Annotated in this window: 21 protein-coding genes; 18 read left to right on the forward strand and 3 right to left on the reverse strand. The window is 64.2% G+C overall.

Translation table 11 applies throughout. The features are described from left to right. Nucleotides 1-37 precede the first annotated feature (37 nt). The 7 genes from CH293_RS23030 to CH293_RS23060 all read left to right on the forward strand — a co-directional run bounded on the left by CH293_RS23030 (nucleotide 38) and on the right by CH293_RS23060 (nucleotide 6219). Nucleotides 38-1315, forward strand: coding sequence for an aldolase/citrate lyase family protein (locus tag CH293_RS23030; protein ID WP_255122961.1), 1278 nt, complete (start codon nucleotides 38-40; stop codon nucleotides 1313-1315). A gap of 94 nt (nucleotides 1316-1409) precedes the next feature. Further along, nucleotides 1410-2042, forward strand: coding sequence for an urease subunit gamma (locus tag CH293_RS23035; protein ID WP_052059303.1), 633 nt, complete (start codon nucleotides 1410-1412; stop codon nucleotides 2040-2042). Beyond that, the gene (locus CH293_RS23040) at nucleotides 2042-3763 is read left to right on the forward strand and encodes an urease subunit alpha (protein WP_037110712.1); all 1722 of its coding nucleotides are present in this window, start codon (nucleotides 2042-2044) and stop codon (nucleotides 3761-3763) included. The genes CH293_RS23035 and CH293_RS23040 overlap by 1 nt, the downstream gene beginning before the upstream one ends. 29 nt (nucleotides 3764-3792) lie before the next feature. Next, nucleotides 3793-4416, forward strand: a complete 624-nt coding sequence (locus CH293_RS23045) for an urease accessory protein UreF (RefSeq protein ID WP_170945337.1) — start codon at nucleotides 3793-3795, stop codon at nucleotides 4414-4416. A gap of 63 nt (nucleotides 4417-4479) precedes the next feature. After that, a complete protein-coding gene (ureG, locus tag CH293_RS23050; protein WP_037110716.1) occupies nucleotides 4480-5172 on the forward strand; it encodes an urease accessory protein UreG in 693 nt (230 codons plus the stop codon). Then, the gene (locus CH293_RS23055; RefSeq protein ID WP_037110718.1) at nucleotides 5162-5839 is read left to right on the forward strand and encodes an urease accessory protein UreD; all 678 of its coding nucleotides are present in this window, start codon (nucleotides 5162-5164) and stop codon (nucleotides 5837-5839) included. The genes ureG and CH293_RS23055 overlap by 11 nt, the downstream gene beginning before the upstream one ends. Beyond that, nucleotides 5836-6219 (forward strand): helix-turn-helix transcriptional regulator, encoded by a 384-nt coding sequence (locus CH293_RS23060; RefSeq protein ID WP_019667625.1) that lies wholly within the window; start codon nucleotides 5836-5838, stop codon nucleotides 6217-6219. Before CH293_RS23055 ends, CH293_RS23060 begins: the two co-directional genes overlap by 4 nt. 77 nt (nucleotides 6220-6296) lie before the next feature. Here CH293_RS23060 and CH293_RS23065 read toward each other — a convergent pair whose 3' ends face one another. Beyond that, a complete protein-coding gene (locus tag CH293_RS23065) occupies nucleotides 6297-7706 on the reverse strand; it encodes an NAD(P)/FAD-dependent oxidoreductase (RefSeq protein ID WP_094721594.1) in 1410 nt (469 codons plus the stop codon). A gap of 285 nt (nucleotides 7707-7991) precedes the next feature. Between CH293_RS23065 and CH293_RS23070 the strand changes: the two genes are divergently transcribed. The 9 genes from CH293_RS23070 to CH293_RS23110 all read left to right on the forward strand — a co-directional run bounded on the left by CH293_RS23070 (nucleotide 7992) and on the right by CH293_RS23110 (nucleotide 16294). After that, the gene (locus tag CH293_RS23070) at nucleotides 7992-9890 is read left to right on the forward strand and encodes a hypothetical protein (RefSeq protein WP_094721595.1); all 1899 of its coding nucleotides are present in this window, start codon (nucleotides 7992-7994) and stop codon (nucleotides 9888-9890) included. Beyond that, nucleotides 9887-10120 carry a hypothetical protein gene (locus tag CH293_RS23075; RefSeq protein WP_094721596.1) on the forward strand — a complete coding sequence of 78 codons (234 nt, stop codon included), beginning with the start codon at nucleotides 9887-9889 and terminating at the stop codon, nucleotides 10118-10120. The genes CH293_RS23070 and CH293_RS23075 overlap by 4 nt, the downstream gene beginning before the upstream one ends. Beyond that, a complete protein-coding gene (locus CH293_RS23080; RefSeq protein ID WP_094721597.1) occupies nucleotides 10117-10560 on the forward strand; it encodes a hypothetical protein in 444 nt (147 codons plus the stop codon). The genes CH293_RS23075 and CH293_RS23080 overlap by 4 nt, the downstream gene beginning before the upstream one ends. Further along, on the forward strand, nucleotides 10557-11882 hold the full coding sequence (locus CH293_RS23085) for a hypothetical protein (RefSeq protein ID WP_094721598.1): 1326 nt from the start codon (nucleotides 10557-10559) through the stop codon (nucleotides 11880-11882). Before CH293_RS23080 ends, CH293_RS23085 begins: the two co-directional genes overlap by 4 nt. A 162-nt stretch (nucleotides 11883-12044) precedes the next feature. Next, nucleotides 12045-13076 (forward strand): substrate-binding domain-containing protein, encoded by a 1032-nt coding sequence (locus tag CH293_RS23090; RefSeq protein ID WP_241483801.1) that lies wholly within the window; start codon nucleotides 12045-12047, stop codon nucleotides 13074-13076. A gap of 63 nt (nucleotides 13077-13139) precedes the next feature. Continuing rightward, on the forward strand, nucleotides 13140-14198 hold the full coding sequence (locus tag CH293_RS23095; RefSeq protein ID WP_094721599.1) for an ABC transporter permease: 1059 nt from the start codon (nucleotides 13140-13142) through the stop codon (nucleotides 14196-14198). Between the two features lie 6 nt (nucleotides 14199-14204). Then, a complete protein-coding gene (locus tag CH293_RS23100) occupies nucleotides 14205-15017 on the forward strand; it encodes an ATP-binding cassette domain-containing protein (RefSeq protein WP_094721600.1) in 813 nt (270 codons plus the stop codon). Between the two features lie 183 nt (nucleotides 15018-15200). Further along, on the forward strand, nucleotides 15201-15611 hold the full coding sequence (locus tag CH293_RS23105; protein WP_094721601.1) for an MmcQ/YjbR family DNA-binding protein: 411 nt from the start codon (nucleotides 15201-15203) through the stop codon (nucleotides 15609-15611). Nucleotides 15612-15637: 26 nt separating this feature from the next. Beyond that, nucleotides 15638-16294 carry a nitroreductase family protein gene (locus tag CH293_RS23110; RefSeq protein ID WP_094721602.1) on the forward strand — a complete coding sequence of 219 codons (657 nt, stop codon included), beginning with the start codon at nucleotides 15638-15640 and terminating at the stop codon, nucleotides 16292-16294. 20 nt (nucleotides 16295-16314) lie between these two features. On the opposite strand, the gene CH293_RS23115 is transcribed toward CH293_RS23110, so the two are convergent. After that, nucleotides 16315-17109 carry a HugZ family protein gene (locus CH293_RS23115; RefSeq protein ID WP_094721603.1) on the reverse strand — a complete coding sequence of 265 codons (795 nt, stop codon included), beginning with the start codon at nucleotides 17107-17109 and terminating at the stop codon, nucleotides 16315-16317. A 115-nt stretch (nucleotides 17110-17224) separates the two neighbouring features. Here CH293_RS23115 and CH293_RS23120 point away from each other — a divergent pair, with 115 nt between their 5' ends. After that, on the forward strand, nucleotides 17225-17437 hold the full coding sequence (locus tag CH293_RS23120; protein ID WP_230594364.1) for a hypothetical protein: 213 nt from the start codon (nucleotides 17225-17227) through the stop codon (nucleotides 17435-17437). 71 nt (nucleotides 17438-17508) lie between these two features. On the opposite strand, the gene CH293_RS23125 is transcribed toward CH293_RS23120, so the two are convergent. Next, a complete protein-coding gene (locus CH293_RS23125) occupies nucleotides 17509-17778 on the reverse strand; it encodes a putative quinol monooxygenase (RefSeq protein ID WP_037110740.1) in 270 nt (89 codons plus the stop codon). Nucleotides 17779-17827: 49 nt separating this feature from the next. Here CH293_RS23125 and CH293_RS23130 point away from each other — a divergent pair, with 49 nt between their 5' ends. Next, nucleotides 17828-18184, forward strand: coding sequence for a VOC family protein (locus CH293_RS23130; RefSeq protein ID WP_037110742.1), 357 nt, complete (start codon nucleotides 17828-17830; stop codon nucleotides 18182-18184). The last annotated feature ends 36 nt before the right edge of the window (nucleotides 18185-18220 follow it).

The raw sequence follows: 18220 nt of genomic DNA on the forward strand, positions 1-18220 counted from the left end.
GGCAGCTCGAGGCGCGCGGTTCTGGGACACTGGCCCGGTGAGCAACGCACCCAGATCCGTGTCCCCGTCACAGCATGAACGCTTGTCCGAGGCTGCGCTCGACCGCATCGAGTCGATTCTCGGTCCCGTCGACGAGGCTCTCGCCGCAGATTTCCCCGGTGACCGGATCGGTGGGCAGCCGATCCACACGATCTACGTAGCCGCGTCTGCTGCCGGGGTTGACCTCACCGCGAGGTGGGGACAGCAGGCGCTGAGCTTGATCGACGAGAACCAGGACGTGTTCGATTCGATCGACACGGTCGGTGTGCTTCCACGCGTTCGAGAAGCACTGGCTACGCGGCCGATTCAAGATCTGCGCATCGACTTCGAAGACGGCTACGGCTGGCGTGCGGACGAGACCGAGGACGCGCACGCCCGCGAGGCGGGACGAACGCTCGCCTCCCTGGCTGTGGATCCGTCGGGCCCTCGATGGTGCGGCATCCGACCCAAGGGGCTGGCGCCGCACGAACGTCGCCGGGGTATCCGAACGCTCGAGCTGGTTCTCGACGGAGCCGGGGGAGTGCCGCCGGGTTTCGTGTTCACGGTGCCCAAACTCCGAGCTGCCGAGCAGGTCGATGGGGTGGTCGCCCTGTGCGAGGAGATCGAGCGCGCACATGGCCTGCCTGAGCGAGCGCTTCGCTTCGAGCTTCAGATCGAAAGTCCTCAGGCCGTCATCGGTAGTGACGGCACCGCAACGCTGGCGCGTGCCCTGGGACGCGCGGACGGGCGGTGCACCTCACTCCACTACGGCACGTACGACTACAGCGCGGCATGCGGAATCACGTCCGCTCAGCAATCCCTCGAGCATCCGGTGGCGGATCACGCGAAGGCGGTGATGCTGGCAGCCACGGCGCAGACGGGGATCTGGGTGAGCGACGGCTCGACGCAGGTGGTTCCGAGTGGGACCCCGGCCGAAGTGGACAGCGCCATCCGGCGCCACGCCGGCCTGGTGACGCGCTCCCTCCAACGCGGCTTCTATCAGGGGTGGGACATGCACCCGGCCCACCTCGCGACTCGGTGGACTGCAACGTTGTCGTTCTTCCGGTCGGCAATGCCGACGGCTGCGTCCCGGGTCGCGGCGTATCTCGACACCACGTCGAACGGCATGATGGACGAGCCTGCGACTGCTCAGGCCCTGGCCGCCGTTCTCGTCCGCGGTCTGGATTGCGGGGCGGTCGATGCCGCGGAGCTCGAGTCACTGTCGCCTCTCGTCACTCGGGAAGTTCTGCACGGACTCCTGGCTCGTACCGTGGGCGGCCCGTCGGCTCAGTCGTAGCGATCAGCAGCCGTACCCTGCCGCAGACGGGCACACGTGCCAGAATGTCCGGTACTGCCTGCGTCGGGCAGGACGGGTTACGGATGGAGATCGAATGCGGCTGACTCCGCACGAGCAGGACCGGCTGCTCCTCAGTTACGCAGCCGAATTGGCACGTAGGCGTCGTAGTCGAGGTCGGCTCCTCAATCACCCGGAAGCCGTCGCGCTCATCACCGATCACCTTCTCGAGGGCGCACGCGACGGAAAGTCCGTCGCCGAGCTCATGGCGTCGGGACGCGAGGTCCTGTCGGCCGACGACGTCATCAGCGGAGTTCCCGAACTACTTCCCGAGGTCCAGGTCGAAGCAACGTTCCCCGACGGCACCAAACTGATCACTGTCCATGAACCCATTTCTCCGAAACGAGGTGACGGGCACCTGATTCCAGGTGAAGTCCTCACCGAGGACGGCGTCATCGAACTGAACGAGGGTGCCGACGTCGTGACGATCGAGGTGGTCAACACCGGTGATCGCCCGGTGCAGGTGGGAAGTCACGTTCATTTCCCCCAGGCGAACGCGGCGCTGTCGTATGATCGCGCGCTGGCGCACGGACGTCGGCTGGACATTCCCGCCGGCACTGCGGTGCGGTTCGAGCCCGGCATCACCATGACAGTCTCACTCGTCCCTCTCGGCGGAACCCGAGAAGTGTACGGACTGAGTTCGAATCCTCCCGGAAAGCTCGATGTCTGATGGCGCAGCTCAGTCGTTCTCGATACGCGCAGTTGTTCGGCCCCACCACCGGTGATCGAATCCGGTTGGCGGACACGGACCTTCTGATCGAAGTGACCGAGGACCGAAGTGGTGGTCCAGGACTGGCCGGGGAAGAAGCAGTCTTCGGAGGCGGAAAGGTGATCCGCGAATCGATGGGGCAGTCGCGTGCAACGCGCGCCGACGGAGCCCCCGATACCGTCATCACGGGGGTTGTCGTCGTCGACTACTGGGGAATCATCAAGGCGGATATCGGCATTCGCGATGGGCGCATCGTCGCTCTCGGCAAAGCCGGTAACCCCGACACGATGACCGGTGTTCATCCGGACCTCGTCATCGGTCCGTCGACCGAGATCATCGCAGGTAACGGCAAGATCGTCACGGCCGGTGGAATCGACTGCCACGTGCATTTCATCTGCCCGCAGATCATGGACGAAGCGTTGGCGGGCGGAATCACCACCGTGATCGGCGGAGGAACCGGACCTGCCGAGGGCAGCAAGGCCACGACCGTCACCCCGGGTGCCTGGCACCTGTCGAGGATGTTGGAAGCACTCGACGGTTGGCCGATGAACGTCGTCTTGCTGGGCAAGGGCAACACCGTCAGCAAAGATGCAATGTGGGAGCAGCTGCGCGCCGGCGCATCGGGTTTCAAGCTTCACGAGGACTGGGGCTCCACTCCCGCCGCCATCGACGCGTGCCTACGCGTGTGCGAAGACGCAGGCGTGCAGGCCGCTCTGCACTCGGACACACTGAACGAGGCCGGGTTCGTCGAGACCACCCTGGATGCGATCGCGGGTCGCGGTATCCACGCCTACCACACCGAAGGCGCGGGAGGTGGCCACGCACCCGACATCATCACCGTCGCATCGTACGGACACGTGCTGCCGAGTTCGACCAACCCCACTCGGCCGCACACGGTCAACACGCTCGACGAGCATCTCGACATGCTGATGGTGTGTCATCACCTCAGTCCGTCCATCCCGGAGGATCTTGCCTTCGCCGAGAGCCGAATTCGGCCGTCCACCATCGCCGCCGAGGACTTGCTGCACGACATCGGTGCGATATCCATGATCGGCAGCGACGCACAGGCCATGGGCAGGATCGGAGAGGTCGTGTTGCGCACCTGGCAGACGGCACACGTGATGAAGAAGCGACGGGGGTACCTCCCCGGGGACACCCGCGCGGACAACAATCGCGTGCAGCGTTACATCGCGAAATACACGATCTGCCCTGCCGTCGCGCACGGTCTCGACGCCGAGGTCGGTTCCATCGAACCAGGCAAGCTGGCGGACCTCGTACTGTGGGATCCGGCGTTCTTCGGTGTCCGGCCGCACGCGGTGATCAAGGGCGGGATGATCGCGTGGGCGCAGATGGGGGACGCGAACGCGTCGATCCCTACCCCTCAGCCGGAGCTGCCCAGGCCGATGTTCGGCGCATCGCCCAAGGCCGCTGCAGCCACATCGGTGCATTTCGTCGCCCCGCAGGCGATCGAGGACGGTTTGGCGGATCGACTCGACTGCGACAGACGCCTGGTTGCGGTCGGGAACGTTCGGGCGGTGGGTAAGGCCGACATGCCGCTCAACGACGCGCAGCCCCGTATCGAGGTCGATCCCGATTCGTTCACCGTGAAGATCGACGGCGACGTCTGGACCGAGCAGCCTGCGACCGAACTCCCGATGGCGCAGAGGTACTTCCTCTTTTGAGCGCGGTCGTGAACGAAATCTCCACGATCATGTCGTTGGCGGACTCGCGGTTGCCTACAGGTGGCCATGTCCACTCGGGCGGTATCGAAGAAGCCATCGAACAGGGGCTCGTGCGGGACATCGGCTCCGTTGAAGCCTTCCTGATCCGTCGACTCAGGACGAGCGGTGCCGTGACGGCGTCCATCGCCGCCGCGGTGTGCGAGGCACTCCTCGATGTGGACGTCGCCGAGGACGAGTGCGACGCACGGATCCCGTCGCCTGCTGCTCGGGCCGCGTCTCGGGCGCAGGGGAGAGGGCTGCTCAGGCTCGCCCGCGCGAGCTGGCCGCACCAGCAGTGGGAGACGGTACCGCGTCGGCCTCATCTCGCCGTCGTCGCCGGTCTCGTCGGTCGCGCTGCGACCCTGCCCGGCCAGGCCATCGCATCGGTGCAGGTGTACACCACGATGACCGGGTCCGCGATCGCAGCACAGCGACTGCTCGCCCTCGATCCGTCGGACGTCGCGGCATGCACGTTGCGGCTCGCTCGCACCTGCGACGAGGTGGCGGACGAGGTGTGCGCCTTGCTGCCCACCCTGGTGGATCTGTCCGACCCGCTGCTCGACGTGCTGGCGGAGAACCACGCGGCGCGCGAGCGGCCGCTGTTCGTATCCTGAAGACCGACCCGTTCATTCGAACCACATCCTCCCTGTCACCGATTCACGAAAGGCCGAAATACAATGCCTCCGCATCTCATCGACGGCGAGCCGCACGACCACAGCCTCGACCGACCGAAGCGCACTCGAGTCCCCGGTGAGGCACTCCGCATCGGTATCGGCGGTCCGGTGGGATCCGGCAAGACCGCTCTGGTCGCTGCGCTGTGCCGGGAACTGCGCGACGAACTGTCACTCGGGGTGTTGACGAACGACATCTACACGACCGAGGATGCGGACTTCCTCCGTCGGCACGCCGTCCTACCCGACGAGAGAATCACTGCAGTTCAGACCGGCGGATGCCCGCACACCGCAATTCGCGACGACATCACGGCGAACCTCGATGCAATCGACGACCTCGTCGACGAGAACCCGCCACTCGATCTGATTCTGGTCGAGTCCGGCGGTGACAACCTGACGGCGACCTTCTCGTCGGGCCTCATCGACGTCCAGATCTTCGTCGTCGACGTCGCCGGTGGCGACAAGGTTCCGCGTAAAGGTGGTCCCGGTGTTACCTTCTCGGACCTCCTGGTGATCAACAAGACCGACTTGGCTCCGTACGTGGGTGCCGATCTGGAGGTCATGCGAGGCGATGCGGAGAAAGTACGCGAAGGCCGACCGACTGCGATGATTTCCCTGACGGACGACCCGTCGGCATCGATAGTGCTCGAATGGGTACGGGCGCGGCTGAAGGAGACGGCCACGGCCGATGCGCACTGAGCTCCTCATCGTCGCGAGTGCCGAGCGCAGTCCGCGGATCATTTCGTCCGGCGGCCTGTCCGGACGGTTGACCGGTCCGGACACGGTGCACATGATCGGCACGGCCGCAACACCTCTGGGCGGCGACGAGATGCGAATCCGCGTCGAGGTGGGTAAAGGTGCCAGCCTGACAGTCCACAGCGTCGCGGCGACCCTGGCGTTGCCGAGCGCCACGACTCCCGAGTCGCACTCGTGGTGGTCGTTCCACGTCGACGACGGTGGCACGCTGCTCTTCGACCCGGAACCGATGATCGTCGCCGCCGACGCACGGCACCACTCGCGCACCGATGTTCGATTCTCGGACTCGGGGTCGATCCACATCCGTGAGCGAATACAGATCGGCCGGGCCGGGGAGCGTGCAGGTTCCTGGTGCGGCACAGTCGTTTCGGATGTGGACTGTGGCGGGGGCCGAATCCGCCCACACTTGCGGCACCGTGTCGAACTCGGCGCTGGAACATCGGGACACGACGTGATTTCCGCACCGATGGCGATGTCGAGCACCATTCGTTTCCCAGACGATCGCAGTCCCGAAGCCGGACGATCATGGGTTCGGATGCCTCTCGCGGCCGGGGGAACTCTGTCGACCGCAACCGGCAGCAGAATCGACACGCTAGCGTTGCCCACATGACGGACGGAGATGTGCGCAACGCGCAGTCGCCCGGCACCGCCCCGTTCGAACCCGAGCACGTGGAGCAAGCACGCGCAGCGGTGGACGCCGTGCACAATCTGGACGATTGGGTACAGCGGTTCGATCTACTGGGCGATCCGACGCGGTTGCGCATTCTGCTCTGCATGCACCGCGCGCCAGGAATATGTGTCACCGACCTGGCGCTTGCCTTGTCCATGACGTCGACCTCGGTCTCGCACGCGCTGCGACTGCTCAGGAACGAGGGGTGGGTTGCAGTGCAGCGGGACGGCAAGAAGATGACGTACCGGCTCGACGACGACACGGTTCATCGCATGCTTCACGAACTCGGCGCCACCCATGCACATCATGTGCACGAGTGACGCCGAGGGGGAGTGAAGTCGGGAAGCAGTCAGGTCGGGAAGCAGTCAGGTCGGGAAGCAGTGAGGTCGGGAGGGACTCAGCCGGCCGCTTTCTCCTCTTGTTCGGTTCGAGCCTTGCGCCCGGAGTCGCTGTCACCCGGACTTTCCGACGCTTCGATCGAGTTGAGTTGTTCGATGGCCAACCTGGCGAAGACCTGCTGTTCGGTCGACGCCATCTGTGCGCGTCCGCGGCCGAGGAAGGTCACGAACCACGAGATGACGGTGGTGATGCGACTGCGGTACCCGACGAGGTAGTACAGGTGCAGCGCGAGCCACATGACCCACGCGATGAAACCGCCGAACTCGAGTTTGCCGACTTTGGCGACCGCATTGAAGCGCGAGACGGTTGCCATCGATCCCTTGTCGAAGTACTTGAACGGCTGACGCTGACTCGGATCCTCGCCCTTGAGCGACGCCTTGATCTGCTTGGCTGCGTAGTTTGCACCCTGGATCGCACCCTGTGCCATTCCGGGAACATCCTTGACCGACATCAGGTCACCGACGACGAACACGTTCGGGTGACCCTTGACCGTGAGGTCCGGCTCCACGATGACGCGGCCGGCGCGGTCGGTTTCGGATTCCGACTGGTCGGCGAGCTGCTTGCCCAGCGCGCTTCCCTGGACACCCGCGGACCACACCTTGCACTGTGCTTCGATGCGGCGCGTCGTGCCGTCCTTTTCCTTGACGGTGAGTCCGTCGTTGTCGACGTCGGTGACCATCGCGTTGAGCTGAATCTCCACGCCGAGCTTCTCGAGCCGGTCTGCGGCCTTCTTGCCCAGTTTCTCGCCCATCGGTGGGAGCACGGCGGACGCTGCGTCCAAGAGGATGACACGAGCATCCCGGGGGTCGATGTTGCGGAACGCCCCGTCGAGGGTGCGATCTGCGAGCTCGGCGATCTGGCCCGCCAGTTCGACTCCGGTCGGTCCGGCACCGACGACGACGAACGTCATCAGGCGGTCACGCTCTTCTTGATCGTCCGACAATTCGGCCTGCTCGAATGCGCCCAGGATGCGGCCGCGGAGCTCAAGGGCGTCGTCGATGGTCTTCATGCCCGGCGCGAACTCGGCGAAGTGATCGTTGCCGAAGTAGGACTGCTGCGCACCCGCTGCGACGATCAGGCTGTCGAAGTGCGTCACCGTCACGCGCTCGAGCAGCTTGGACGTCACCGTCTTCGCCGTCAGATCGATGTCGAGCACTTCGCCCATGAGAACTTCGGCGTTCTTCTGCTTGCGCAGGATGACTCGGGTCGTGGGAGCGATCTCTCCGACCGAGAGAATGCCCGTCGCAACCTGATAGAGCAGTGGCTGGAAGAGGTGGTGCGTGGTCTTGGCCACGAGGGTGATGTCGACGTCGGCCTTCTTGAGTGCCTTGACGCCGAAGAGACCGCCGAACCCGGAACCGATGACAACGACGTGATGGCGCTTCGATTCGACCGGTTGGATGCTCATTACCTGCTCCCTTGAAGATTAGATGTAGCTGCAACGGTAGTCGCCGCCGATCAGGGCGTCTCGGCAAGGTTCCCATGTGACGGCTCGTCACGCCCGGCAGTTCGGCTCGTACGTGCGGTGACCTGCGATGCATCGGCAGGCGATGGCTGCGGGAGTGACGGGATATGTGGTGAACCCGTTCTTGATCGCTTCAGTAACGGCACCGATTCTGTGGCGGAACACAAGGTGTCGACGTGATCGGCCGAAAGTCTGGTTTTTCGGTTCGCTTGGGTTCATACTCTGACCATGTTCGAGATAAGTGTTACCCAGAGTAACCTCAACACGTCGGTCATCACCGTCGCGCAGGGGAGCGGCGGCCAGGGCGGGGGAGCCGCACTCGACCAGGTCTTCGGTATGAGCGCCGCGGCGGGAGTTATCTCACTCGGTCTGCTCTACCTCGCCTTTCTGCACCGTACTCGCCGCATCACCTGGTTGGGCCGACTTGCGGACTATGCCGGTGCGAAGACAAACCTCCCCGGGTGGGCTGCCCTCCCACTGGTGATGTTCATTTCCACGATTCTGACTGCGTTCCTGGGGTTCATCTGGGACGTCAGCCTGCACATCGGACGTGGACGTGACGAGGGGCCGCTCGCCAACCCGGCGCACTACTTCATCCTGGTCGGACTGTTCTTCCTGTTCATCGCCGGTGCGCTCGCGATGATTCTGCCCCTCGATGAGAAGCCCGGTCGGGCCGCGATCAAGCTGACCCGCACGTGGTACGTCCCGACCGGTGGAGTGCTCATCATGGGGGCCGGACTGTACGCCCTCATCGGATTTCCGCTCGACGACATCTGGCACCGCATCTTCGGTCAGGACGTGACGCTCTGGGGACCGACTCACCTCATGTTGATCGGAGGTGCCGGACTGTCCTTGATCGGCGTGATCCTGCTGGAGCACGAGGGCAGGATTTCCATGGGTTCCGACGCCGACGGCCCCGACCCGCGGTGGCACCGAAGTCCGGTTCTGACGTGGCTGATCCGCAGCTCGGCGTTCGGTGGGCTACTCATCGGGCTGTCGGTGTTCCAAATCGAGTTCGACTTCGGCGTCGAGCAGTTTCAGCTGATATTCCAACCGATGCTCATCGCCGGTGCGGGGGCGTTCGCGTTGATCGCTGCCCGGTTGATGGTCGGTCCTGGCGCCGCTGTGTTCGCCGTAGCCTTCGCCGCCGTCGTTCGAGAGATCACCGCTCTGCTCGTCGGTCCTGTCTTCGGTGAGCCCCACAATGTGTTCGCGCTGTATCTGGGGGCTGCGATCGTCGTCGAGATCGTGGCGTTGACCCCATTGGTGAAGCGCCGCCTGCTCTTCGGTGCCGTCGGAGGGCTCGGAGTGGCAACGCTCGGAATCTGGGGTGAATCACTCTGGGTCGACGCCGTTCATCTGTTCCCGTGGACATCGAGCATGTGGCTGGACACGCTGATGATGACGGTTCCGGTCGGTGTCACGACGGGCCTCGCCGCAGGCCTGTTCGCGCAGGCACTGAGCGGCGACGGACTGCCCGGGCCGGCCGTTCGCCGAACCGTCGTATTCGCAATGATTCTTGCTCTCGGTGGCACCGTGGCGAACGGCCTTTCTTTCGAGGTGCCGACGGACGCGACTGCGACAGTGCGGTTGACGGACGCGGAACCTGTCGACGGTTTCCGCATGGTGACCGCCGAGGTCGAGATCGATCCGGTCGATCTCGTCAGCGACGACCCCGAATGGGTGTCGATTCTCGCGTGGCAGGGCGGGGGAGACACGTTGCGCGGCCTGGTGGTCGACCAGCTGGAGGCCACCGGACCCGGCACCTTCCAGTCGACGAAGCCGGTCCCGGTCGACGGCACATGGAAGACAGTCCTCCGCATTCACGACGGTCGCACACTGGCGGCGGCACCGGTGTTCATGGCGGCCGACGAGGGCATCGGAGCGGAGGAGGTATCCGCCGACGCCTCGTTCACTCGTGACTTGGTTTCCGAGATCACCCTGTTGCAGCGCGAACGCAACTTCGACCACCCGACGTGGTTGTTCGCCGCAGCGTCGCTCGTCGTTCTGGTGTGCACACTCCTGTTGGTCTGGGCTCTGTCCTGGGGAACGGTGCGCATCAGCTCGGTGACGCCTCGAAACTCGCTGCGCACCTCGAGTGAACACAGAACGCACAGCCGCACATGACAGTTCATCTTTCGAGCGCAGAAGACGTCGTCTATCTCGCAGATCACTCGGTCGTGCTGGCGTTGCCGGCTCTGATACCGGCATTCATCATCGTCGCGGTCGTTCTGTACATCGTCGCCAAGGACCGACGTGCGGAGAAAAACGAGAACGCCGAGAGCGAATCAGCCGACGTACCCGGCCGAGCCATGGACGACCTGCCCGGTGACCACGACGATGGGAAGAAGAAATGAAGTACGGCCGCTGCGCTGCCGTGACGGGCGCTGCGATGTTGTTCCTCGCTGTCGGATGCTCGTCCTCTTCGGACACCGGCAACACCACCGCGGGTAGCGGTGTCGCCGACAGCAGTACCGCCGCGACGTCCTCGGCGGCCGAGGACTCCTCGGCGGCCGAGGCAAGGCCTGTCGGCACGGTCATCGACGTCGCCATCACCGGCGGTGACATCACACCTACGAACGAGCGGCTGGACGCAGTCGTAGGTGAGCCCATCACCCTGCGGGTGGACAGCGACACCACGGACGAGCTGCACATTCACTCCGTGCCGGACCACACGTTCGAGGTGGAGGCGAAAGCCGATCAGACGTTCGAGTTCACGGTGGACGTGCCGGGTTCGGTTGCGATCGAGCTGCATCACGCCGATCGCACGGTCGCGACGCTCGCTGTCAGGCCGTGATCCTCGCCCACGGATTGGGTGGCTCCACCGATCTTCCCTTACCGGTCACGTTCGTCCTGATCGGTGGAGCCTGGGCATTGTCCATTTCGTTCGCCGTTGTGATCTTCGCGTGGCGCTCTCCACGACTGGATCCGCGCAGACGGTGGGCTACCGTCCCTCGTGCGGCGCAGCGCGCCGTCGATGCACCCGCATCTCGGTGGGCGCTACGTATTGTGACGCTTGCCTTCTCGGTATACGCCGGGTGGGCGGCGTACGCAGGGCCGGACGATGCGACGAACGCGCTTCCCGGGGTGTTCTACGTTCTACTGTGGGTCGGCCTGCCGATCGCGTCGGCGCTTCTCGGCCCGGTGTGGCGCATCGTCTCGCCGGTTCGGACGATTCACGCGGTCACGTGCAGAGTGCTACGCCGTCCCACGGGCACCGCGTTGATCGAGTATCCCGCCAGGTTGGGTGCATGGCCGAGTGTCGTAGGGCTGTTCGCATTCGTCTGGCTCGAGCTCGCGTACTCCGATCCTGGTTCCGTCGACGCCATCCGGACGTGGTGTACGGCGTACGTAATTCTGATGCTCGCCGGCGCGCTGCTGTTCGGAGACGCGTGGTTCGAGAACGGTGATCCGTTCGAGAAGTACAGCGACACGATCGCGCGCCTGGCCCCGCTCGCCAGATCACCCGAAGGCTCGCTCGTGCTGCGAAGTCCGCTCGACGGCCTGCCGACGTTTCCGATTCTTCCGGGTTCGGTAGGGGCGGTTGCCGTTCTTCTCGGATCGACTGCGTTCGACAGCGCCTCGCAATTGCCGGCCTGGCGCAATTTCGTCGACGACGTGTCGGGATCGAGCGACGGGGCGGTCGCGCTCCGCACAGCCGGGTTGTTCGCGCTGGTGTCGATCGTGGGGGTCGCCTTCTGGCTCTGTTGCCAGGCGACCGGCGGAGTGTCCCGAACCGAACGGCGAGCTCTCCCTGGTGCGTTGGCGCATTCGTTGATCCCGATCGCGTTCGGCTACGTGCTGGCTCACTACCTGACCTACTTCGTCGAGAAGGGCCAGAGCACCGTTCTGCTGTTGACCGATCCGCTCGGTGACGGGTGGGATCTGCTCGGGCAGCAGGGGTGGGAAGTGTCCTACGTGTTGTCCGAGCATCCCGGCGTCGTGTCCTCGATCAAAGTTCTGTGTGTTCTGCTCGGCCACATCCTCGGAGTCGCCGCTGCCCACGACGCATCGTTGCGAATACTGCCGCGCGCGCACCGATTGACCGGTCAGTTGGCGCTGATGGTCCTGATGGTCTTCTTCACCTTCGGCGGCCTGTTTCTGCTCTTCGGCGGCTGAATTACGAGCCGGTTCGTCTTACTCGGGCAACGAGTTAAATGAGTGAACTTTCTAATGTCAGGACAAATGCTTGACATTGGCGTGTGATGCGGATTACATATTGAACGCAACATCGATTGGTTCACCCGTTCCATGGCGGAACGGCGTCGAGAAAGAGAATTGATGAAACTTCACACGAGTCACGGCACAGGCCGATCAGGTTCACTCCGCGTGCTCCGCTCCGGCGCCGTTCTCGGGTTGGCGCTGTGCGCCACAGTGGCGGGATGCTCCAGCACCGGCGGTGCTCCCGAGAGCTCCGGCGGAGGCTCCAATGCAGGCACGGCCGACACACCCCGCGCGACCATCGCGATGATCACGCACGAGGTTCCCGGCGACACGTTCTGGGATCTGATCCGCAAGGGCGCAGAAGCCGCAGCTGCGAAGGACAACATCGAGCTGCGCTACTCCGCGGACCCGGAAGCTCCCAACCAGGCCAACCTCGTGCAGAGCGCCATCGACTCCGACGTCGACGGTATCGCCGTCACGTTGGCCAAGCCCGACGCCATGGCGCCCGCCGTCGAAGCAGCCACCGCAGCAGGCATCCCCGTCGTCGCCTTCAATTCCGGCTACGACACCTGGAAGGACCAGGGAGTCCAGCAGTACTTCGGCCAGGACGAGACCATCGCTGGTGAAGCCGCAGGCGCCCGTCTGACCGCAGACGGCGCCAAGAAGACGCTGTGCATCATTCAGGAGCAAGGGCAGGTCGCGCTCGAGTCCCGCTGTGCGGGCGTCACCCAGGGATTCACCGGAGGCAGCACCGAGATCCTGAACGTCAACAGTAAGGACATGCCTTCGGTCGAGGCGACGATCACGGCGAAGCTGCAGCAGGATCCCAGCATCGATCACATCGTCGCCCTCGGTGCACCGATTGCGCTGACCGCCGTGCAGTCGAAGGCAAACGCCGGGAGCGACGCAACCATCGTCACGTTCGACACGAACTCCGCGCTCGTCGACGCCATCAAGGCCGGCGACGTGGCGTGGGCCATCGACCAGCAGCCGTACCTGCAGGGATACCTCGCAGTCGACTCGCTGTGGCTGTACCTGAACAACGGCAACACCATCGGTGGCGGCACCCCGGTTCTCACCGGTCCCGCGTTCATCGACTCGTCCAACATCGACGCCATAGCCGAGTACGCCAAGAACGGAACTCGCTAGGCGCGCGCCCGACGCGGCCACCCCTCGGCCGCGTCGGGCGCCACCAGCACGGAAGGATTTGTCATGAGCACACAGGCCGATTTGGATCTGTCGAAGCATACTGTTGTCACCGATGAGCGGGTGAAGAAGCAGAAGCCGTTGCAGCGGTTGCTGGTTCGTCCGGAGATCGGGGCGTTGTTCGGCGCGATCGTGATCTTCGTTTTCTTCTGCATCGTCGCTCCACCGTTCCGGTCTCCGGAAGCTCTCGCCACCGTTCTTTATGCCTCGTCGACGATCGGGATCATGGCGATCGGCGTGTCGTTGTTGATGATCGGTGGGGAGTTCGACCTTTCCACCGGTGTCGCGGTGACGTTCTCCTCGATCATGGCCTCGATGATCGCCTACAACCTGCACCTGAACGTCTGGCTGGGATCGCTGCTGGCGCTCGTCCTCGCCCTCGGGGTTGGATTCCTCAACGGCTATCTGGTGATGAAGACGAAGATTCCCTCGTTCCTGATCACCCTGTCGAGCTTTCTGATGTTGACCGGTATCAACCTCGCGGTCACCAAGCTCGTCACCGGGCAGGTCGCGACCCCGTCGATCTCGGACATGGCCGGCTTCGACTCGGCGAAGAAGGTCTTCGCCTCGTCCTTCCAGATCGGGGACATCTCGATTCGCATCACCGTGATCTGGTGGCTGCTGTTCACCGCCATCTCCACCTACGTGCTGATGAAGACCCGGATCGGCAACTGGATCTTCGCCGTCGGCGGCAACCAGGACTCGGCTCGCGCCATCGGTGTTCCGGTGACGAAGGTCAAGATCGGGCTGTTCATGTTCGTCGGATTCTGCGCCTGGTTCGTCGGCATGCACCTGCTGTTCGCGTTCAACACCGTCCAGTCCGGTCAGGGCGTGGGCAACGAATTTCTCTACATCATCGCCGCCGTCATCGGGGGCTGCCTGTTGACCGGTGGTTTCGGTACGACCATCGGCGCGATGATCGGCGCGTTCATCTTCGGCATGGCCAACCAGGGCATCGTCTACGCCGGATGGAACCCGGACTGGTTCAAGTTCTTCCTCGGCGCGATGCTGCTGTTCGCGGTCATCGCGAACAACTCCTTCCGCAACTACGCAGCAAAAAGGTGACCGGTCATGACCACACACGCACAAACCCCGATCGAGAACGCCCCCTCGGGCGGCAAGACACCGCTCATCGAGCTCAAAGGCGTCGGTAAGTCCTACGGCAACATCATCGCCCTCAAAGACATCAACCTGCGCGTCGGCGCCGGCGAGGTCACCGGTGTGCTCGGTGACAACGGCGCCGGCAAGTCCACCTTGATCAAGATCATGGCCGGTTTGCATCAGCAGAGCGAAGGTGAACTGCTCGTCGACGGTGTCGACACCACGTTCAGTTCCCCGAAGGACGCACTGGGCAAGGGCATCGCGACGGTCTACCAGGACCTCGCGGTGGTGTCCCTGATGCCGGTGTGGCGCAACTTCTTCCTCGGCCAGGAACTACGCAAAGGCCCGTTCCGGACACTCGACGCCACCGCGATGCGCGCGACGACCATCGAAGAACTGCACAAGATGGGTATCGATCTGCCCGACGTGGACGCACCCATCGGATCGCTGTCCGGCGGCCAGCGTCAGTGTGTGGCGATCGCCCGAGCTATCTTCTTCGGCGCACGCGTACTCATCCTCGACGAGCCGACCGCCGCGTTGGGTGTCAAGCAGTCCGGCATGGTTCTGCGATACATCTCCGCTGCCAAGGAACAAGGCTTCGGGGTTGTGTTCATCACCCACAATCCGCATCACGCGTACATGGTCGGGGATCACTTCGTGCTCCTCAACCGTGGACGCCAGAAACTCGACTGCACCTACGACGAGATCAGCCTCGACGATCTCACCAAGGAAATGGCAGGCGGCGACGAACTCGAAACCCTCACCCACGAGCTGAGGCGCTGAGTCACGTCGCAATTGGGCGACATCGCCGCGCTCGACCGGGTCGGCCCGCTTGTCTCTCACCGGAGACAAGCGGGCCGACCCATTTCTCGTACGCAATACGTACGCGCATCCGCCGTGTACGCGTCGGTGTCGCGCGATAGGTTCCCTGACACGAGGCCGACGAACACTGGCGGTGAGGCGAGCATGAGCGACTATCCCGATGTGCCGGAAAGCATTCTGAATGTCATCAGAACGGTGTGTTCGACGTTGCCGGAAACCGTCGAGGAACGTGCGTGGACGGGGGTGCGCTGGCGAGTGCGTACCCGGACGTTCGCGCACGTGTTGGTGGTGGAACCGGGCAGGCCGGCGTCCTACGCCGACGCTGCGGGACTCGTGGAACCAGCCACGGTGTTGACGTTCCGATCCGAGGCGCCCGAACTGGACGTGCTGCTGCGGTCCGGGCCGCCGTTCTTCGCGACGCCGTGGGGTCAGGACACGGTGGGGATGCTCGTCGACGACGCCGACGAGGACGAACTGTCCGAGCTGCTCACCGACAGTTACTGCCTGCTCGCTCCCCGGAAGTTGGCGGAATCGGTGGATCGTCCGAGCACCTGAGTCGTGCCGGTGACACACTCGAAGACATGACATCGTTCCCCGTACTCGACCTGACCCCGGACGAACTGCTGACCACGACCCGCACCGTGCGGAAAAGATTGGACCTCACCCGTGAGGTCGACCCGAATCTCGTTCGCGAATGCCTGGAGATCGCGTTGCAAGCACCGTCGGGTTCCAACCGGCAAGGGTGGCAATGGATGGTCGTGACCGACCCATCGCTGCGCGCGCAAATCGGGGAGATCTACCGCCAGGAAGTCGAGAAGTACCTGGCGTCGCGAGCGTCGGCGGCAAAACTGTTCGCCGACGATCCCCAACGAGCACCGGTGCAGAAGCGAGTCGGAGACAGCGTGGCCTGGCTGGGCGACCACATGGGGGAGGTACCGGTTCTGCTCATCCCGTGTATTCGCGGTGCCGTCGAGCTTCCGGCAGGTAACCAGGCCGGCCTGTGGGGATCGCTGCTGCCGGCTGCGTGGAGCTACGCGCTGGCGGCCCGCGCGCGTGGACTCGGCACGGCGTGGACGACGCTGCATCTGTCCCGTGAAGCAGAGGTCGCAGAATTGCTGGGTATCCCGCAGGGCTTCCACCAGGCCGCGCTGATCCCCACCGCGTACTTCACCGGTGAGACGTTCAAGCCCGCCCCGCGCGAACCGATCGATTCGGTTCTGCACATGGACAGGTGGTAGACGCCGGTGGTGAGGAGGGCTCAGCTACGTGCTCGGCGCGCGAGCTCGACAGTGGCTGCGCGAAGGTCGTCGATCTTGTCTATCGGTGACGCGTAACCGACTCTCGTGGTGGCGTTTCCACGAGGTGTGGTGACGCTGAGATCGAGGCCGTACCGATCGGCTGTCGTGCATGTCGCGACGGTTGCGTCCGGATATCCGCCGAGGTTCTGCGCCATCGCCAGCAGTGAATCGGCATGGTCCTCGTTGAGGTGAGAGATCGCGTTCGCCGCTCCGGGAGTCACCGGATCCGCAGTGGCTGCTTCGTAGTCGTCGGCTGTGGCCGAGTCCATGCGTCCGTAACCTCCCACCCAGCGGGCTCGTTCGACTCGAAGCACCCACAGTGAGAAGTCGCTGTAATCGATGTAGTACTTCGCCGCGGGCACAGCATCCATGTGTGCGGCGCGGGCAGCGTCGAGTTCGGATCCGATGGGAGCGTCCACCCGGCCCGCAAGCGTGACCCGAGAGATCGCCAGCGGGTCACTCGCAGTTTCCGGCGCGACGATCGAGACACTTGCGCGTCGATCACCGTGTAGGTTGCGCCCGTGTTCGGCCATCCGAGAAACACACAACACGGGCGAGCCACCCAGAAGTCCGTAGGTGACGTACGACGCCCACGGATCACCGTCGGCGGTCAGGCTGGCGAGCGTCGCGATGTTGGTCGATGCAGCGACGGTGCGAGCTTCCTCTGCGGGCGTCGGTCGGCGGACGTCCTCCACGTCGACGAGCGGGGGAGGAGTGGACGGTGCATCGCCTGGGTCGCCATGATCGAGTGCCATGTCGGGCAGTCTACGGAGTCGCCGTGTGGCGCGGGCAACTCCGTGACGCCGTTTGGAGACCGGCCCGTCTGGGCATGTCAACGCCGTGATGAGGGTGTTACGCACCAACCGGACGGTGCGAGCGGTAATGGCGGCGATGGGGTTGTTCGTGGTGGTCGCTGCGATCTGGGCCGGCGTGGGGTATGTCTACGCCGACGACAGGAAAGCGGCGTCGGCGACGACGGTCGGTTTGTGCGTGCTGGGTGTGGGGTGGCTTCTGGTGGCGCTGGCCGTGACGATCAAACTGGTTCGGCTCAAGCTGAGGCGCAAGGCCAGCACCGACGAGTAGTCCGGGGTCACCCCGGATCAGGTCGTCGATTCCGCGCTGAGTCGAAGTCCCGAAGTCCCGAAGTCCCGAAGTTACCGACACTCGAACTCACGTACGTCGGCGGAGAGAATTGCTGCCTGCTGACCGGCATCGGGACCCGAGCCACGAAACGCGTGAAGATGCTCGACGTCGTCCCACCTCTCGTAGATGTCGATACGCCCGCTGTCGAGCAGGTCAGCCGCAATGGAGAAGTCCAAGCACCCTTCCGATTCCCTGGCCAGCCGCACTACATCCACACACCCGGCCAGGTAGGAATCTCTGGAGTTCGCTTCCACGGTGAGGTGCCCAGCAACGATGATCATGTGGGTACCGACATCGCGGTAGCCGAAAACTCATCGCCGAGGAGCAGCCGTGCGGGCACGAAAGATCGTCACCAACCTCACCGTCGCCGACATCGATGCAGCGAAGGGTTTCTACGAGCAGTTCCTGGGCCTGGAGACCCAGGAATTCAGTCTCGGATGGGTGGCACGGTTCACCGCACCCGACGGCGACGCCAGCGTCCAGCTCGTCACCCGTGACCGGACCTCGCCTGTCGACTCCGTGATGTCGGTGATGACCGACGACGTCGACGCCGCGTACGACGAAGCGGTCGGCGCCGGGTACGAGATCGTTCATCCGGTGACGGACGAGCCCTGGGGCGTGCGGAGGTTTCTCGTCCGCGCGCCGGACGGAAACGTCGTGAACATCGTCCGTCACCACGGCGACTAGGCCTTCACCCGGCGACTAGGCCTTGACCCGGCGAGT

It is taken from the genome of Rhodococcus sp. 14-2470-1b (assembly GCF_002259415.1).
Taxonomy (GTDB): domain Bacteria; phylum Actinomycetota; class Actinomycetes; order Mycobacteriales; family Mycobacteriaceae; genus Rhodococcoides.

Bases quoted from the DNA above. Each gene is read 5' to 3' on its own strand.
- CH293_RS23035 (WP_052059303.1), top strand. From the start codon at position 1,410: ATGCGGCTGACTCCGCACGAGCAGGACCGGCTGCTCCTCAGTTACGCA.
- CH293_RS23040 (WP_037110712.1), top strand. From the start codon at position 2,042: ATGGCGCAGCTCAGTCGTTCTCGATACGCGCAGTTGTTCGGCCCCACC.
- CH293_RS23045 (WP_170945337.1), top strand. From the start codon at position 3,793: ATGTCGTTGGCGGACTCGCGGTTGCCTACAGGTGGCCATGTCCACTCG.
- ureG (WP_037110716.1), top strand. From the start codon at position 4,480: ATGCCTCCGCATCTCATCGACGGCGAGCCGCACGACCACAGCCTCGAC.
- CH293_RS23055 (WP_037110718.1), top strand. From the start codon at position 5,162: ATGCGCACTGAGCTCCTCATCGTCGCGAGTGCCGAGCGCAGTCCGCGG.
- CH293_RS23060 (WP_019667625.1), top strand. From the start codon at position 5,836: ATGACGGACGGAGATGTGCGCAACGCGCAGTCGCCCGGCACCGCCCCG.
- CH293_RS23065 (WP_094721594.1), bottom strand. From the start codon at position 7,706: ATGAGCATCCAACCGGTCGAATCGAAGCGCCATCACGTCGTTGTCATC.
- CH293_RS23070 (WP_094721595.1), top strand. From the start codon at position 7,992: ATGTTCGAGATAAGTGTTACCCAGAGTAACCTCAACACGTCGGTCATC.
- CH293_RS23075 (WP_094721596.1), top strand. From the start codon at position 9,887: ATGACAGTTCATCTTTCGAGCGCAGAAGACGTCGTCTATCTCGCAGAT.
- CH293_RS23080 (WP_094721597.1), top strand. From the start codon at position 10,117: ATGAAGTACGGCCGCTGCGCTGCCGTGACGGGCGCTGCGATGTTGTTC.
- CH293_RS23090 (WP_241483801.1), top strand. From the start codon at position 12,045: ATGAAACTTCACACGAGTCACGGCACAGGCCGATCAGGTTCACTCCGC.
- CH293_RS23095 (WP_094721599.1), top strand. From the start codon at position 13,140: ATGAGCACACAGGCCGATTTGGATCTGTCGAAGCATACTGTTGTCACC.
- CH293_RS23100 (WP_094721600.1), top strand. From the start codon at position 14,205: ATGACCACACACGCACAAACCCCGATCGAGAACGCCCCCTCGGGCGGC.
- CH293_RS23105 (WP_094721601.1), top strand. From the start codon at position 15,201: ATGAGCGACTATCCCGATGTGCCGGAAAGCATTCTGAATGTCATCAGA.
- CH293_RS23110 (WP_094721602.1), top strand. From the start codon at position 15,638: ATGACATCGTTCCCCGTACTCGACCTGACCCCGGACGAACTGCTGACC.
- CH293_RS23115 (WP_094721603.1), bottom strand. From the start codon at position 17,109: ATGGCACTCGATCATGGCGACCCAGGCGATGCACCGTCCACTCCTCCC.
- CH293_RS23125 (WP_037110740.1), bottom strand. From the start codon at position 17,778: ATGATCATCGTTGCTGGGCACCTCACCGTGGAAGCGAACTCCAGAGAT.